Genomic DNA, 14,281 nt, shown 5'->3' with positions numbered 1-14,281 from the left:
AAGAGGGCCCCGCGGCGGCCCCTCCGCACCTGATCCCCTGCCGAGGGGCCCTCTCCCACGCCCGCCGCCCGCCCCCCGCCGGACCGGGGACACTGTTGGCGAATCCAGTCCGCTGAGCCGAGGCACGATCGCCGTCACGCCATCTATGCCAAGATTCGAGGGTGGAGATGACCGACGTCACGCGTGCGATCGCGACTGCGACTTCGGTCGCCGCATCGCTCGACCTGCCGGCCAACGACGCAATCGTTCTCCACAACTCGAACAAGCTGGCACTGCGGCTGACGCCATGCGACGTCTTCGCCCGTGTCGCCCCTGTGGGACAAGAGGTTGCACAGTTCGAAGTCGAGCTCGCTCAGAGGCTCGCCGAAGTCGGATGCCCGGTGTGTCCCTTGGAGCCTCGGACGGACCCGCGTGTGTACACGCGCGATGGCTTCGCAGTGACGCTGTGGACCTACTACGAGCCCGTGACCCCTCACACCTCACCAGCCGACTACGCCAAGGCGCTGGAGCGGCTGCACGCCGGCATGCGCAAGGTCGATGCGCCGAGCCCGAGGTTCACGGACCGGATCACGGAGGCGGAAGAAGTCGTCGCCGACCCGGATCGCTCGCCGGAGCTCGCCGACGCGGACCGCGTTCTCCTCAGCGGCAGGCTCGCAAGCCTGCGGCGAACGATCGACGACCGCGGCGCCGTGGAGCAGCTGCTCCACGGCGAGCCGCATCCAGGCAATGTGCTCAGCACGACGGACGGCCCGTTGTTCATCGACCTTGAGACGTGCTGCCGTGGACCCGTCGAGTTCGATCTCGCCCATGTTCCCGAGGCGGTCTGCGAGCACTATCCAAGCGTTGACCAAGGGCTGCTGGACGAGTGTCGGCAGCTCGTTATCGCGATGGTCGCCGCGTGGCGTTGGGAGCTTGGCGACCAGTTTCCGAACGGGAGGCGATTCGGAGAGGAACTCCTGCGCTTGCTCCGAGAGGGTCCTCCTTGGCCGACACTCGACACAGTTTCGCCGTGAGCTGGTGCTGTAGCCGGGCTTCGGCCAGGCCGCGATAGCGACATCGTCGCAGGCCGAAGCATCGGACGCCCCGAGAGATCGTGCCTTCGACACCGGCCCGGTCTGCGTACTGCTCTTTCCAGCCCTGGGTGTCTTCCTGGGCTCGTGCCTTGAGAACCGAGTGGTCGAACCCTCGCTTTCCCCTACTCGGGCCCGACGAAGTCCGCGTCCGAGAACAGCTCGCCCAGCTCGTCACGGATCCGTATCGCCAGGCTGCCCTCCCATGCCTGGAACGGGGCGGGATACGTTCACGGGTTTGAGGACCTGAGGACCACCGAGTGTGTCCTGACTGAAGGCACACGCCCGCACCTGCCGGCAGCGGCCGTCCACGGCGGGTATCTCATTCGCGCCAACCCGCTAAGTGGTGCACCCACACCACTTATGGTTATGCTGACCGGCACCGGGACGGCGGACGGCCGCCCGGGTCCCCTGAGAGAGGCAGACAGCCATGAGTGGCTCGCGGATCGACGAACTCGCTTTCTTCCTGGGCGTCTGGGACGCGCCGGGGCAGTTCCACGCCACCCCCTTCGGCCCGCGCAAGCCGATCGAGATGAAGGTGACCGGTTCCGGTGAACTCGCCCCGCACTATCTGCGGCTCAGCACCGAGGAGCAGCCCACCGCGGACAACCCGAGCCCGCTGCGGGCCACATACGTGTGGGGATTCGACGCCGCTTCCGACGAGTTCGTCGCGGACTGGTTCGACAGCAACGGCGGCCGGGCCCGGCAGCGGTCCTCGGGCTGGCAGGGCGACACCCTGGTGTTCGCGGGCACCATGACGATGAACGGTGCGTCCGTTCCGCTGCGCGACACCTTCACCCGGCTGGGGTCCGACACGTATCACCACATCGGCGAGATCGACCTCGGCCAGGGCTGGATACCGGTGGACGAGGAGACGGCGACCAGGCTCACCCCGTCCGCCTCCTGAACCGTGGACACCGCCCCGGAAGGAGAGGCATGAGCGCGCAGGACCCGGGGATGGACGTCGGCATCGCGTCACTGGCCGACTTCCAGCCCCGTACGGTCGACGGCCGTTCCGTGACCGCCGGCGACCGGCACGGCCGGCTGGTCGACCTCGGCGTCACCGCCGACCGGCTCGGACTCGACCACTTCGGCGTCGGCGAGCACCACAGCGAGGACTTCGCCGTCTCCTCACCGGCCGTGGTGCTGGCCGCCGTCGCGGCCCGGACCTCCCGCATCAGGCTCACCAGTTCGGTCAGCACCCTCAGCGCACTCGACCCCGTGCGGCTGTACGAGGACTTCGCCACGCTCGACCTCGTCAGCTCGGGCCGTGCGGAGATCACCGTGGGGCGCAGTGCGCACCCGGAGCCGTTCGAACTGTTCGGCGTTCCCCTGAGCCATTACGACCAGGTCTTCGCGGAGAAACTGGGACTCCTGCTGCGCGTCCGCGGTGAACCGCGGGTGACCTGGCACGGACGGTTCCGGTCCCCGCTGACCGAGGCCGCCGTCGTGCCCCGGGCACGGCAGAATCCCCTGCCGCTGTGGATCGGGGTCGGGGGAACTCCCGCCAGCGCCGAACGCGCCGGACGACTCGGGCTGCCCATGATGCTCGGGTACATCGGCGGCCCTCTGGAGCGCCTGGCCCACCTCGGCGCCGTCTACCGGGCGGCGGGCGAGGCGGAAGGGCACGGCCACCGGCTGCGCCTCGGCGTGGGGGTGCACTTCTTCAGTGCCGACGACACCGCCACCGCCCTCGACACCTACCCGTACTACCGGGATTTCCTGCGGCCCAAGCGGCCCGGGGGAAGCGGCTTCACCGTCTCACCGGAGCAGTTCCGGGCGGGCGTGGGCCCGGCCGGGCACCTCCTGATCGGCACACCCGAAAGCATCACCGAGAAGGCGACCGCCCTCTATGAGGCGGTCCGTTTCGACCGTCTCCAGGCTCTCGTGGACTGGGGCGGCCTGCCCGGCGACGCGGTCGCCTCGTCCGTCGGGCAACTGGCCACCGCGGTCGCGCCCGCACTGCGCCGGCTCGCGGTTGCGGCAGCCCGGTCGCAGCCCGGTGCGGCACGAGGATGACGGCCGTGCACGGGGACCGGGCGGACCGGACCCGTTCCCCGCCTGGCGGACAACCGTAAGCTGTCGGACCGTGCCACCCACCGACAACACCTCACCACTCCGGCAGCTCCGCGCCGACGCACAGGCCAACCGTGCCAAGATCCTCGCAGCCGCGGCCGAGCTGTACACGACGCGCGGCCTGGACGTCTCGCTCAACGAGATCGCGCGGCGTGCCGGAGTGGGCATCGCCACCCTGCAACGCAACTTCGCCGGGCGCGAGGAACTCGTCGCCGCGGTCTTCACGCCCCGGGTCCGCGCGTACGCCGACGCCGTGGACCGGGCCCTGGAAGAGCCCGATCCCTGGGCGGGCTTCCGCGGGTACGTCGAGCACGTCGCCGCTCTTCAGTGCGAGGACCAGGGACTGGCCGTCGTACTGAACACGACGTTCCCGACCTCGGCGGAACTCGAAGCCCACCGGCGCCGTGCGATGCGCGGATTCACCCGTCTGGTCCGGCGTGCCAAAGAGGCCGGGGTCCTGCGCCCCGACTTCTCCCCGCACGATCTTCCGCTGCTGCTGCTCGCCAACGCCGGCGTCGTCATGGGCAGCGGGTCCAACGCGGACAAGGCGTCCCGCCGGCTGGTCGCGTTCGTCCTGCGCGCCTGCGCCATGACGGACGACGAACCGCTGCCGCCGGGGCCGCCCGCCCGTAGCCTGCTGCGCACCCTCGACCCACCCGTGCCACCGGCTTCCCGCCGCTGACGCCACCGCTCGGCACGGACGCCACCATTCGGCACGTGGCCGGCATGGTGACCGCGGCACCGCCGACGGACGGCCGGCCGCCGGCCAGGAACCGTCCTGGCCGGCGGCCGGCGACGTTGCGGCGGCTGTCTCACGCGGCCACGGCGCCGCCGGACTGGAGGGCGCTGTAGTGCTGGAGATACATGCCGAGGGTGGGTGAGTGTTCCGCCATGAGCCCCATGAACCCTTCGACGGTCGCCAGGTTCTCATAGGTGCCCTGGAGCTCGGACGCCACGGACAGCCACGTCACCGGCACTGCTCCGGCCTGCACCAGACGCTGGACGGCCGCGTCGTGAATCTCCCGGGTCTCACCGGCGACGGCGTCGACCACGACATGGACGTCGTACCCCCGATCCAGCCCCGACATGGCGGTCTGCAACACACACCCTTCCGTCATCAGACCCGACAGCAGCAGCTTGCGGCGCCCGGTCGCGGCTACGGCGTCGGCGAAGCGCTCGGTGGCGAAGGCGTCGAAGTTGCCTCCCCTCACGACGACTTCCCTGTCGCCCAGCACCTGCTTGAGCCGGTCGAACAGCGGCCTCGAGGGAGCGGAGTCGGCTCCGTTGGTCACCACGAGAGGCAGATCGTAGATCACCGCGGTCTTCGCGAGAGCGACGGCGTTGTTGACGTGATCGGCCAGGTTGTGTGAGCGGAACAGGTTGGCGAAGCCCACAGCGTGGTCGATCATCGCGACGACGACTTCCTCGGCCTTGAGGACAGGCATGACGGTTCCCCTTCTGCTGATTGCCGATGTGCCCGTCCGACACGTGTCGACGGGCATGGGCACAACCGCCACGCTACGCACCCAGATAATCCGAGACAAGAACTTCTGACATGAGAAGATTCGAGGTGAGAAGTTTTTGTGTGGGAACGTCCGCCTTCGGAACACTGTTACGATCGGGCCATGGCACCCTCGACGTCCGCCGCGCAGACCAGCGGTGAGCATCCCTTCGCCACCGACCTCAACTGGCTGCTGCACCGGGTCGCGGCCGGTCTCGGCAGCGCACAGGACGAGGTGGCCCGCCGGCACGGCCTCGGGGTGCGCGACTACGTCGTCCTGCGCACAGTCGCCGAGGGCACGCCCACCAGCCAGCTCGCCCTCGGCAAGGACCTCGGGCTGGACAAGACCACGCTCACGGCGGTGCTCGACCGTCTGGAGGGCGCCGGTCTCGTCGTCCGGCGCCCGTCCGCGAGCGACCGGCGCACACGTGTGTGTGAGGCGACCGAGAGCGGCCGGGACCTGGCGGACCGCGCGGCGAAGGAAATCGCGCTCACCGAGCGGGAGCTGCTGGCGGCCCTGAAGCCGCAGGAGCGGCGGCTCCTGGTCACGCTGCTGCGGGACCTGGCCTTCGGACCCTTCGCCGACGCCGCGCCCGTTACCGGTTCCTGCATCTGACCTTCCGGCGGGACCACCCCGGCCGGTCGCGGCCTCACATGTTGATCATGTGGCCGGCCAGGCCGTGGACGGCCTCCTTGACCGACTCGCCGAGCGTGGGGTGCGCGTGCACGTTGCGGGCGACCTCGTGGACGGTCAGGTCCCACTGCTGGGCCAGCGTCAGCTCCGGCAGCAGTTCGGCCACTTCCCCGCCGATGAGGTGCGCGCCCAGCAGCTCGCCGTGCGTGCCGTCGCTGATGATCTTGACGAAGCCCGCGGGGTCCCCGAGGCCCTGTGCCTTGCCGTTGGCGGTGAACGGGAACTTCGCCACCCGCACGTCGAAGCCGCGCTCCCGCGCCTGCGCCTCCGTCCACCCGAAGCTCGCGATCTGGGGCTTGCAGAACGTGACGCGCGGGATCATGACGTAGTCGAGTTCCATCGTCTCCGCCCCGCCGATGGTCTCCGCCGCCACGATGCCCATCGACTCGGCGGCGTGCGCCAGCATCAGCCTGGCCGTGACGTCACCGATCGCGAAGATGTGGGGGACGTTGGTGCGCAGCCGGCCGTCCACGTCGATGGCGCCCCGTTCGGTGAGCCGTACCCCCGTGTTCTCCAGGCCGTAGCCGGTCACGTTCGGCTGGAAACCGAGGGCCTGGAGCACCTTGTCGGCTTCCAGGACCTGCTGCTGCCCGCCGCGGGTGACGGTGACCCGTACCCTGCCGGCCTCCTCCGCGATGGCGTCCACCCGCGTGGAGGTGAGCACCTCGATGCCGAGCCGCCGGTACCACCGTGCCAGCTCGGCGGAGATCCCTTCGTCCTCCAGCGGGACCGGGCGGTCCGCGAACTCCACGATGGTCACGCGGACGCCGTAGTTGTGCAGCACGTACGCGAACTCGACGCCGATCGCGCCGGCGCCCGCGATGATCACGCTGTCCGGCAGCTCCTCGGCGAGGATCTGCTCCTCGAAGGTCACCACGCGCTCGCTCAGCCGGGTGCCGGGCAGCAGCTTCGCGGTGGCGCCGGTGGCGATGACGCAGTGGTCGAAGGTGACCGTCTCCGCGTTGCCGTCGGCGCTCGTCACCCTCAGGGTGTGCGCGTCGGTGAAGTGACCGCGCCCGTCGTACTGCGTGATCTTGTTCTTCCGCATCAGGAAGTTGACGCCCTTGGCGCGGCCGTCGGCGACCTTCCGGCTCCGCCGGAACGCCTCGCCGTAGTCGAACCGCACCCGGCCGTCGACCTCGATGCCGAAGGTCTTGGCCTCGCGGGTGAAGATGTGCGCGAGTTCGGCGTTGCGCAGCAGCGCCTTGGCCGGGATGCAGCCCACGTTCAGGCACACCCCGCCCCAGTAGCGCTCCTCGACGACCGCGGTACGCAAGCCCAGTTGGGCCGACCGGACGGCGGCCGTGTATCCGCCCGGACCGGCCCCCAGGACGACGACGTCGTAGTGTGCGCCCATGGTCAGCCGGCCCTCCGGCTCGATACGGCCGACGGCACGGGGGTGACCTCGAAGGATGTCGTGTGCTCGCCGTGACGGGCGGCGGTGCCGCCGCGGGGGTGGACGTGGGGCTGGCTGCGCATGGAGGTGTTCCCGATTCTGGACGTGTGCGGTACGGATGGGTCGCGCAGGCGGGCGTGGGCCGCGTGACAAGCCCGGATCGCCCGCTGGGCGAGGGCCGTCAGCGGCCGAGGAAGGCGTTCACCTCTGCGGCGAACTCGGCCGGGTACTGGAAGAGGAACCCGTGACCGGCGTCCGGGTAGATGCTCAGCTTCGCGTTGGGCAGGTGTTCGGCCAGCAGGTAGGTGTTCTTGGTGGGGACCATCTCGTCGTTGTCGCCGTTGGCCACCAGGACCGGCTGCTGAATGGACTCCAGACGCTGCAAACGCGAGTCGTCCCGCACACCCCACGCGGAGATGGCGGTCAACTGAGCGTCACGGACGGCCAGGTCGGGCGCGGTGTCCCGCTCGGCGGTGCGCAGGCCCAGCCGCTTGAGGAACTCCACGCCCTTGGCCTGGCTGGACGCGCTCTTCTCGAAGAAGAGGGTGAGCAGGTTCGCGGCGGAGGGGGCGTCGTCGAAGGCTGCCTCACGAATGGCGCCCGCCGTGTACTGGTGGATGTCCCGGCCGCCCCGGGGCGCCGTACCGGCCAGGACCAGCCGGCGTACCTGCCACGGGCGGAAGAGGGTGATCTCCTGCGCGATGAAGCCGCCGAGGGAGAAGCCGAGCAGGTCGAAGCGGCGCAGTTCGATGGCGTCCAGGAAGGCGATCGCGTTGTGCGCCATCTCCTCGACGGTGTTCGGAGTGGCCCCGGTGGAACCGCCGACCCCGGCGAGATCCACCAGGATGACCTCCCTCTCGGAGGCGAGAGCGTCGACGAGTTCGGGATCCCAGTTGTCGAGGTTGGCGCGGAAGTGGACCAGGCAGACCACCGGCAGACCGCTCGCGTTGGGGCGGCCGAAGCGGCGGTAGCGGTAGGTGACACCGTCGGCGGCCTCGACATGGAGGTTGGGCGTCGTGATCTGGCTGTGGGTGGCTTCGGTGGCCATGGTGAGCGCCTTTCAGCACGGGTGGGCGGACTGGGGAGGTCGGGCGGGACCGCGCGGGCCGGCGTCCGGCGGCCCGGCGCGCGCCCGCCGGTGCGCGGGGCTCCGGGTACGGCCCTTGGACATGCGGTCCGCGGGTGTGTGGCTCGCAGGTATGCGTCCTGTTGCGTGGCAGCGAAGGTGTCCGGACTAGTCGCGGGGACCGAGGCGCTCGCCCATGTTCAGTTCCAGGTCGTAGATGGCCTCGGGGCTCGCCTTCGCCGACAGTTGCAGGCGCTGCTGGACGAAGTCCCGGGCGAGCAGCCCGGCGAAGCGCTGGTGGGTGGCCGCCAGATCGTCGGGGCTGTGCAGCGGGGCCTCCTCGTTGACGATCTCCTTGACCGCTCGGAGGGCGTCGGTGTCGAAGGAGGCGATCCGCCGCGCGAACCGGTCGACGACCGCGTCCAGTTCGGCGTCGGGGACGGCACGGTTGACCCAGCCGTACAGCGCGGCCGTGTCGGCGTCGTAGTCCTCACCGGAGGTGATGATCTCCAGGGCCCGGGACCGTCCGGTGAGCTGCACCAGGCGCTGGATGCCGCCGCAGCCGGGGATGATCCCCGTACCGATCTCCAGCTGGCCGAGCACGGCCTTCTCCCGGCTGGCGAACCGCACGTCGAGCGTGGTCAGGAACTCGTTGCCGATGCCACGCGCACGGCCCCGCAGGGAACCCACCGTGATGAAGGGGGCGTTGCCGAGGCGGCCGATGATGTCGAACCAGGCCGGCATGCCCTCCCCGAACTCCGCGACCCTGCCCAGGTTCAGGTGTGCCATGAAGAAGTCGGGAACGGCGCTGTCGAAGACGACCACCTTGACGTCGTCGTCCGCCTCCAGCCGGTCGACGATCTTCCCGAGAGCGGACTCCACCTCGGGCTCGTAGAGGTTCAGGGGAGGGTTGTCGAAGGTGACCCTCCAGTATCCAGGGCTCTGCTGTTCGGCACGCACAGGGGCATGCGTGGAGGAGGTTGCGGTGTTCGACATGGAGAAGTCCCGGTTCGTAGAGTGCACGCGAGAAGTGGCACACCGGCCCTGTCGCAGAAGACCGGTCGACTGACCGTGACATTACGGCCGTCGGCGTGCCGGGGGCGGGTGCCGGACGCCCATGGTGCCCGATAGGGCACACATCTCTCACTGCACCGGCCGAGGTGTCAGTCATTCCTCGCCCGCCGGCAGTCGTTCGACGGAAGCGGGCAGCTCCCTTCCGCGCTGGACTGTCCTCATATGTCGACCCCGGCGCGGACGCGGGACCTCACGCTTCGCTGCCCCTGCGCCCGATACAGGACCTCACCGTGACACCTGATGCGCTGACAGCCCCTTCCACCGGTACGGCCGGACCCGCGGGCCACCGGATCCGCACCCGTTCGGGCCGGATGACCGTGACCCGGCGAGCCGAGGCGGCGGACCTCGCGGCGGTGAACGCCATGCACGGCCGCTGTTCCCCGCAGACACTCTTCAGCCGTTACCAGACGGGGCGTTCCGCCCTGCGGGAGCACGAGTGGGCCCGTCTGACCCGGCAGGGTGTGAGCTGGGTGACGAGCCCGGTGCACCGTCCCGACGTGGTCGTAGCCACCACCCACCTGGTGCACGACGGTGCCGAAGGCCGCGGTGAGCTGGCCTTACTCGTGGAGGACGGCTGGCAGGACGTGGGGCTCGGCACGGCGCTGGCGTGTTGGACGCTGTCCCAGGCGCCGTTCTTCGGCGTCCGGGAGGCGGTGGTCGTGACGACGCGTGACAACCGCCGTATGACCGCCATCTGCACCTCGCTCGGCGCACACGTCGAGCCCGCGGAAGCCCTGGGCGGCACGCGGGACGGCACGGAAGACGGCGGTGACATCGTCCACTTCGTGCTGGCCGTGCCCGAGGAGGCCACGCCCCGGCGTGTGCGTGGCACATGCGGCCATGCTTCGGCCTGACGCAGTCCGCCGGTGTGACCGCGGCACCGTCCCCGGCCCCACGCCCGGTGTGTCATGGGCGGGGCGGCGCAAGGGCGGTGGCGCGCACGCCAGGGCGGTCGCTGAGGTCACTTGGGCGGCGAGGTCCGTACTCCGTGTGCGCGGGTGATCAGGTACTGGAGCGGTGCTTCGGCGTACGGGCCGTCACCGGCGATCAGACGGGCCGCGTGCCCACCCAGGTCCTCGGCACTGAACCAGCCGGGGTCGTCCGCCCCGATGGCCGCCCTCGGACGGGTGCGAAGGGGACCGATGACGAGTTCGTAGACCCTCGGGCCCGAGCCGTCCCGCTCGGCGGTGAGGGAACGCACCAGGGCGATTGACCGTCACCAGAGCGGACATCCCTTCAACGGCCCTCCGGAGGACCTCCCTTCCCAGCCCGCGATGCCGATCCGGCATCGCGCGATGCGAAAGTGATCCTGGACGTCCGGCGGGGCCGCTGATGGAATGTGTGCGGGCGAGCGCCTGTGCCGCCACCGATTCTCCGGGGCACGACCCGCCCCGGAGGCGGCCTCCCCCGGCCCAGGTGTCTCGCCACAGATCTGGGGCGGGGAGGCTCGCCGGCCGCGCCTGCCCGTTGGGGAATCCGCGAACATGACGACCAGCGCCCACCACGGCCCGCCGCCGGCAGCGCTCCGACGTGCCCGGATCGAAGCCCTGGTGGCCGAGCACCGAGCCGTGCTCGTCGCCCGTGCCGAGACGTGGGTGGGCGACCACGATGCGGCCGAGGACATCGCGCAGGAAGTCCTGGTCCGTGCCTGGCGGCACATCGACATGCTGCCCATCGGGCGCGACGCGGTGCGCGGTTGGCTCCTGAGGGCGGCACGCGGTCTTGTCGTCGACGGGTGGCCCGGTCCGTTCACCGGGTACGAGATCGTCACCGCCGAGAGCCGCGATGTCCCGGAGGCCGACCGCGCCGAAAGTGTGCTGGCGTCCGTGGTGGCACACGCGCTGCTGCACACCCTGAGTCACGAGCTCCGGGAAGTGCTCGTCCACACCTGCATGTACGGATTCACGGTGCGGGAGACCGCTCAACGCCTCGGCGTCCCTGCCGGAACGGTCACGTCACGCCGGTCCCGGGCACTGCGCACACTCCGTCAGCAAGAGCGCTCCCGTGCGCTTCTGGCGGGCGACTGGCCACTCCTCGGACCATCCGCCTGTCCGGCTGGGGAGACGTGAGCGCCTCCTAACGGGCCGTCCGACGGGGCGCGGACCAGATGTCCGGACGTGCACGGATCACCGAGGCGGCCGCGGCCCTGCGCGCCGCCACGAAGGCCGTCACCGCCGGTGACCGCTCCGACTGGCGCCACATCACACTGGTGCGTACCGACAGGCCCGGCAGCCGTACGAAGGACAGCGCGCGGGAGCCGTTCAGGCTCAGGGAGGCCGGCACCGCCGAGCACCCCAGTCCGCCGGGTCCCGCAGGAGGCTCCAGCAGTGCCGGCGCTCGTGGACGGGGAAGAGGAACGGTTCCTCCGCCAGGACCGACAGCGGCATGTGCCCCGGTGCTGAGCGGATGCCCGGCGGTGACCAGCCCGCAGAGCGGCTCCTCGGTCAGAGGTTCGCTGGTCAGATCCGCCGACCGGGGTTCCCCCCAGGTCAGCACGGCGTCCACGCGGTGCCCCGCCAGGGCGCCCGGCTGTTCGTCGTCGGAGACGTCGAGTACGGCGATCCGCGCGTCGCGCCGGCCGTCCCGGAAGCGCCGGATGGCTTCGGCCGGCGGCCCCGCCCGCAGGGGTGGGTGACGGGGCCGCCACGGTCACCTCCGACCGGGCCGCACCGGCGTACGCGCGGGCGGTGAGCAGCAGTCGGGCGTTCTGGGCGAGCGCGTTCTCCGCAAGTCCGCGGCGCGGTGATCGTCGACCGCGGTCATCGGCGACCTCATGGACCGGCGTGCAGGGCGAGGGGCCGCGCGGGGGCGGGACGGGCCCCCGTGCGGCGGTGCGGGTCAGGCGGACAGGAAGCGGTTGATCTCGTGGGCGAAGTCGTCGGGGTGCTGGAAGAGGAAGCCGTGCCCGGCGTCGCTGTAGAGGATCACCTTGGCGTGGGGGAGTTTCTGCGACATCGCGTAGGTGGCGTAGGCGTGGATCATCACGTCGTGGGCGCCGTTGGCGACCAGGACCGGCAGGGTCAGTTCCTCCTGCCGGTGCCAGTAGCCCTTGAAGGAGCCGATGGCACCGAGCTGGCCGCGCACCGCCTGCGGGCCGACGACCGCCTGGGAGTCCTTCAGCCGGTGCTCCAGGCGCTCAAGGGAGGCCAGGCCCGCGGCCGTCGCCTCCTTCGTCTCGGGGAAGAAGAGGTGGAGGAAGTCCTCGGCGGCGTTGACCGGCTTCGCCATGATCTGCCGGGTGCGGGCCGAGGGCGGCGGCAGGTCCGGCACACCGCCGGCCGAGCTGCCCGCCACCACCAGGTGCCGGACGATGTCGGGGGCCGCCAGTGCCACGCCCTGGGCGACCATGCCGCCCATCGACCAGCCCAGGACGTCGATGTCCGTCAGGCCGAGGGCGTGGATGAAGGCCAGGGAGCCCTCCACCATGTCCTCGATGGAGGCGGGCGCGTCGCCGGTGGACAGGTTGATGCCCCGGTTGTCGAAGACGATGACCTCGCGTTCGGCGGCCAGCGGTTCCAGGAAGGCCGGGTCCCAGTGGTCGAGGGTGCCGCGGAACCGCATGTGCATCACCAGGGGACGGCCGCCCGCCCGGCCGAACCTGCGGTAGGCGAAACGCTCCCCCTCGGGCCCCTCGACGTAACGGGTCTCGGCCGCATCGGCCGCATATGCAGACATGTTCAGGACTCCTGTTCAGAAAGGACGGCGCCCTGTCGGAGCGCCGGTCGGGCTGCGGCGAGGCGGCAGTGCGTACGCCGCCGTCAGATGCCGATGACCATGCGGAACCGTGCCTCACCGCGCAGCATCCGGTCGTAGGCCGCCTGCACGTCGGTCAGCGACGTGTGCTCCACCATCGGCGCCACGTCGTGTGCCTGGGCGAAGGCCAGGTTCTGCTCGTTCTCCGCGGCGGTTCCGGTGAGGGAGCCGGACACCTGCACCGCCTCGAAGATCAGTTGGCGGGGCGCGACACGGACCGGCTCCGGCGACACCCCCACCAGGACCAGCCGGCCCCTGCGGGCCAGGCCGGCGAGCAGCGGGCTCACGTCCCCGCCCGCCGCGGTGCCCAGCACCATCCGGGCGCCACCGAGCTTGGTCAACTCCTCCGCGGCGTCCGATGCCTTGCTGTCGACGTAGTGGTGCGCGCCCAGCCGGAGGGCCAGTTCCTCCTTGTCGGCCCCGCGTGCGATCGCGACCACGCGCAGCGCCAGGGCCCGCGCGTACTGAAGGGCCAGGTGTCCCAGGCCGCCGATGCCCTGCACGGCCACCAGATCACCGGCCACCAGGCCGCCCGGCTGCCGCACGTTGCCGACCAGGGCGTTGTACACGGTGAACCCCGCGCACAGCAGCGGCGCGACCCGGGCCGCGCTCATCTCCTCCGGCACGGCCACCAAGCCGGTCTGCCGGGCGTACATGTACTCGGCGTAACCGCCGTCGACATGCACACCCGTGTACGGCTGGTCGGTGCAGCCGACGAAGTCGCCCAGCCGGCATGCCGCGCACACCCCGCAGTGCCCGCCCAGGAAGCCCACGCCCACCCGGTCGCCCACGCTCCACCCCGTGACGCCTTCGCCCAGGGCGTCGACGCGGCCGACGACCTCGTGCCCGGGTACCCGGCCGGTCTCCCCCTCGTCGTGCGGATGCACGACGATCGAGTCGCTGTGGCAGATGCCGCACGCCTCCACCCGGATACGCACCTGACCCGGGCCGGGCGGGACCAGCTCCCGCTCGGTGGGACGCAGACCCCCGTCAGGGGCGACCTCCACTGCGCGATACGTGGTCATCAGCAACTCCATGTGAGGAAAGGCGAGTGTGCGCGGAACGCGCATGGTCCGTGTGGTCCCACCGGCCGACGGCCCCAGCCTGGCGTGCGGCAGTGGAATGTTTGTGGCCACGCTCTTGACCGCGGGCCTGCGGAGCAGGGGGCCGAGGGGGGGTGACTTGACTTTCCCAAGACGACCGGACACATTCATGGCGGGAGGAGCAAGGACCAGACCGCGAGGCCGTCCGCAGCGGAGAGTCCAGCTCAGGACGCGGAGGGGAGGAGACATGTCCGGCGGCACGTCGACGTGTCTCGCCCCGCCGCTCCTCGCTGCCCGGGCCGCAGCCGGCCGCATCTCCTGGCACAGGGCGTACGCCGCACAGCCGACGGTGGCCGAGTACGGCCGTGACCTGCGGCGAGCAGATGGTCAGCGGCGCCGCGCCGGCCGGCACCGGCCCCACCGTGACCGGTGTGAGGACGCCCGGTTCCGTGGCTGTCGCCAAAGCGGTGGCCGATGACGTCGGACCAGGTGCGTCGCGAGCCCACCCCTGACTCTGCCGCACGGCACCGTCGTCGCTCGGCCGGCCGCGACCGCCGCCCGGTTCCACTGTTTCGCGGACGCGCCGGCCGTCCCGCCACGTACCGCCG

15 protein-coding genes and 2 pseudogenes are annotated in these 14,281 nt (G+C 70.8%); 7 read left to right on the top strand and 10 right to left on the bottom strand.

From position 1 onward, the window contains the following. Positions 1-167 precede the first annotated feature (167 nt). Positions 168-1,013, top strand: coding sequence for a phosphotransferase enzyme family protein (locus tag AQJ11_RS34750; protein WP_059266003.1), 846 nt, complete (start codon positions 168-170; stop codon positions 1,011-1,013). 7 nt (positions 1,014-1,020) lie between these two features. Here AQJ11_RS34750 and AQJ11_RS53100 read toward each other — a convergent pair. Then, positions 1,021-1,248, bottom strand: a pseudogene (locus AQJ11_RS53100) (transposase); the annotation flags it as partial. 252 nt (positions 1,249-1,500) lie between these two features. On the opposite strand from AQJ11_RS53100, the gene AQJ11_RS34745 reads away from it, so the two are divergent. The 3 genes from AQJ11_RS34745 to AQJ11_RS34735 all read left to right on the top strand — a co-directional run bounded on the left by AQJ11_RS34745 (position 1,501) and on the right by AQJ11_RS34735 (position 3,828). Continuing rightward, entirely contained in the window at positions 1,501-1,977 is a 477-nt protein-coding gene (locus AQJ11_RS34745) for a hypothetical protein (RefSeq protein WP_244218503.1), read from the top strand. Positions 1,978-2,006: 29 nt separating this feature from the next. Continuing rightward, positions 2,007-3,089 (top strand): LLM class flavin-dependent oxidoreductase, encoded by a 1,083-nt coding sequence (locus AQJ11_RS34740; protein WP_059265895.1) that lies wholly within the window; start codon positions 2,007-2,009, stop codon positions 3,087-3,089. A gap of 70 nt (positions 3,090-3,159) precedes the next feature. After that, the gene (locus tag AQJ11_RS34735) at positions 3,160-3,828 is read left to right on the top strand and encodes a TetR/AcrR family transcriptional regulator (RefSeq protein WP_014669408.1); all 669 of its coding nucleotides are present in this window, start codon (positions 3,160-3,162) and stop codon (positions 3,826-3,828) included. Positions 3,829-3,958: 130 nt separating this feature from the next. Here the strand turns inward: AQJ11_RS34735 and AQJ11_RS34730 are convergent, their stop codons facing one another. Then, positions 3,959-4,591, bottom strand: coding sequence for an isochorismatase family protein (locus tag AQJ11_RS34730; RefSeq protein WP_059265894.1), 633 nt, complete (start codon positions 4,589-4,591; stop codon positions 3,959-3,961). Between the two features lie 180 nt (positions 4,592-4,771). On the opposite strand from AQJ11_RS34730, the gene AQJ11_RS34725 reads away from it, so the two are divergent. Beyond that, positions 4,772-5,263 carry a MarR family winged helix-turn-helix transcriptional regulator gene (locus AQJ11_RS34725; RefSeq protein WP_059265893.1) on the top strand — a complete coding sequence of 164 codons (492 nt, stop codon included), beginning with the start codon at positions 4,772-4,774 and terminating at the stop codon, positions 5,261-5,263. A 34-nt stretch (positions 5,264-5,297) separates the two neighbouring features. Here AQJ11_RS34725 and lpdA read toward each other — a convergent pair whose 3' ends face one another. The 3 genes from lpdA to AQJ11_RS34710 form a co-directional block, all read right to left on the bottom strand. Beyond that, positions 5,298-6,698, bottom strand: coding sequence for a dihydrolipoyl dehydrogenase (lpdA, locus tag AQJ11_RS34720; protein WP_059265892.1), 1,401 nt, complete (start codon positions 6,696-6,698; stop codon positions 5,298-5,300). Between the two features lie 220 nt (positions 6,699-6,918). Then, entirely contained in the window at positions 6,919-7,785 is an 867-nt protein-coding gene (locus tag AQJ11_RS34715; protein WP_059265891.1) for an alpha/beta fold hydrolase, read from the bottom strand. A 186-nt stretch (positions 7,786-7,971) separates the two neighbouring features. Beyond that, a complete protein-coding gene (locus AQJ11_RS34710; RefSeq protein WP_078611578.1) occupies positions 7,972-8,799 on the bottom strand; it encodes an enoyl-CoA hydratase/isomerase family protein in 828 nt (275 codons plus the stop codon). Between the two features lie 308 nt (positions 8,800-9,107). On the opposite strand from AQJ11_RS34710, the gene AQJ11_RS34705 reads away from it, so the two are divergent. Continuing rightward, positions 9,108-9,731: a GNAT family N-acetyltransferase gene (locus AQJ11_RS34705; RefSeq protein WP_244218502.1), complete on the top strand. Its 624-nt coding sequence runs from the start codon at positions 9,108-9,110 to the stop codon at positions 9,729-9,731. A gap of 107 nt (positions 9,732-9,838) precedes the next feature. Here AQJ11_RS34705 and AQJ11_RS34700 read toward each other — a convergent pair whose 3' ends face one another. Beyond that, on the bottom strand, positions 9,839-10,078 hold the full coding sequence (locus AQJ11_RS34700) for a hypothetical protein (RefSeq protein WP_059265889.1): 240 nt from the start codon (positions 10,076-10,078) through the stop codon (positions 9,839-9,841). 283 nt (positions 10,079-10,361) lie between these two features. Here AQJ11_RS34700 and AQJ11_RS34695 point away from each other — a divergent pair, with 283 nt between their 5' ends. Further along, entirely contained in the window at positions 10,362-10,946 is a 585-nt protein-coding gene (locus AQJ11_RS34695) for an RNA polymerase sigma factor (protein ID WP_244218501.1), read from the top strand. Between the two features lie 7 nt (positions 10,947-10,953). Here the strand turns inward: AQJ11_RS34695 and AQJ11_RS51645 are convergent, their stop codons facing one another. From AQJ11_RS51645 to AQJ11_RS34680, 4 genes and pseudogenes are all read right to left on the bottom strand, one after another. Beyond that, complete coding sequence (locus AQJ11_RS51645) at positions 10,954-11,160, bottom strand: hypothetical protein (RefSeq protein ID WP_059265888.1); 207 nt, start codon at positions 11,158-11,160, stop codon at positions 10,954-10,956. A gap of 120 nt (positions 11,161-11,280) precedes the next feature. Then, a pseudogene (locus AQJ11_RS52865) lies at positions 11,281-11,475 on the bottom strand (LysR substrate-binding domain-containing protein); the annotation flags it as partial. Between the two features lie 240 nt (positions 11,476-11,715). Then, positions 11,716-12,552 carry an alpha/beta fold hydrolase gene (locus AQJ11_RS34685; RefSeq protein WP_059265887.1) on the bottom strand — a complete coding sequence of 279 codons (837 nt, stop codon included), beginning with the start codon at positions 12,550-12,552 and terminating at the stop codon, positions 11,716-11,718. Between the two features lie 83 nt (positions 12,553-12,635). Next, positions 12,636-13,655 (bottom strand): alcohol dehydrogenase catalytic domain-containing protein, encoded by a 1,020-nt coding sequence (locus AQJ11_RS34680; protein ID WP_244218500.1) that lies wholly within the window; start codon positions 13,653-13,655, stop codon positions 12,636-12,638. Positions 13,656-14,281 lie beyond the last annotated feature (626 nt).

Source organism: Streptomyces corchorusii, assembly GCF_001514055.1.
Classification (GTDB): Bacteria; Actinomycetota; Actinomycetes; order Streptomycetales; family Streptomycetaceae; genus Streptomyces; species Streptomyces olivaceoviridis.
Note: the sequence above shows the minus strand (reverse complement) of the source record. Positions and strands in the feature narration are given on the sequence as shown.

What these genes read in the sequence shown, in the direction of transcription:
- AQJ11_RS34750 (WP_059266003.1), top strand. Translation starts at nt 168, where the DNA reads ATGACCGACGTCACGCGTGCGATCGCGACTGCGACTTCGGTCGCCGCA.
- AQJ11_RS34745 (WP_244218503.1), top strand. Translation starts at nt 1,501, where the DNA reads ATGAGTGGCTCGCGGATCGACGAACTCGCTTTCTTCCTGGGCGTCTGG.
- AQJ11_RS34740 (WP_059265895.1), top strand. Translation starts at nt 2,007, where the DNA reads ATGAGCGCGCAGGACCCGGGGATGGACGTCGGCATCGCGTCACTGGCC.
- AQJ11_RS34730 (WP_059265894.1), bottom strand. Translation starts at nt 4,591, where the DNA reads ATGCCTGTCCTCAAGGCCGAGGAAGTCGTCGTCGCGATGATCGACCAC.
- AQJ11_RS34725 (WP_059265893.1), top strand. Translation starts at nt 4,772, where the DNA reads ATGGCACCCTCGACGTCCGCCGCGCAGACCAGCGGTGAGCATCCCTTC.
- lpdA (WP_059265892.1), bottom strand. Translation starts at nt 6,698, where the DNA reads ATGGGCGCACACTACGACGTCGTCGTCCTGGGGGCCGGTCCGGGCGGA.
- AQJ11_RS34715 (WP_059265891.1), bottom strand. Translation starts at nt 7,785, where the DNA reads ATGGCCACCGAAGCCACCCACAGCCAGATCACGACGCCCAACCTCCAT.
- AQJ11_RS34710 (WP_078611578.1), bottom strand. Translation starts at nt 8,799, where the DNA reads ATGTCGAACACCGCAACCTCCTCCACGCATGCCCCTGTGCGTGCCGAA.
- AQJ11_RS34695 (WP_244218501.1), top strand. Translation starts at nt 10,362, where the DNA reads ATGACGACCAGCGCCCACCACGGCCCGCCGCCGGCAGCGCTCCGACGT.
- AQJ11_RS34685 (WP_059265887.1), bottom strand. Translation starts at nt 12,552, where the DNA reads ATGTCTGCATATGCGGCCGATGCGGCCGAGACCCGTTACGTCGAGGGG.
- AQJ11_RS34680 (WP_244218500.1), bottom strand. Translation starts at nt 13,655, where the DNA reads ATGACCACGTATCGCGCAGTGGAGGTCGCCCCTGACGGGGGTCTGCGT.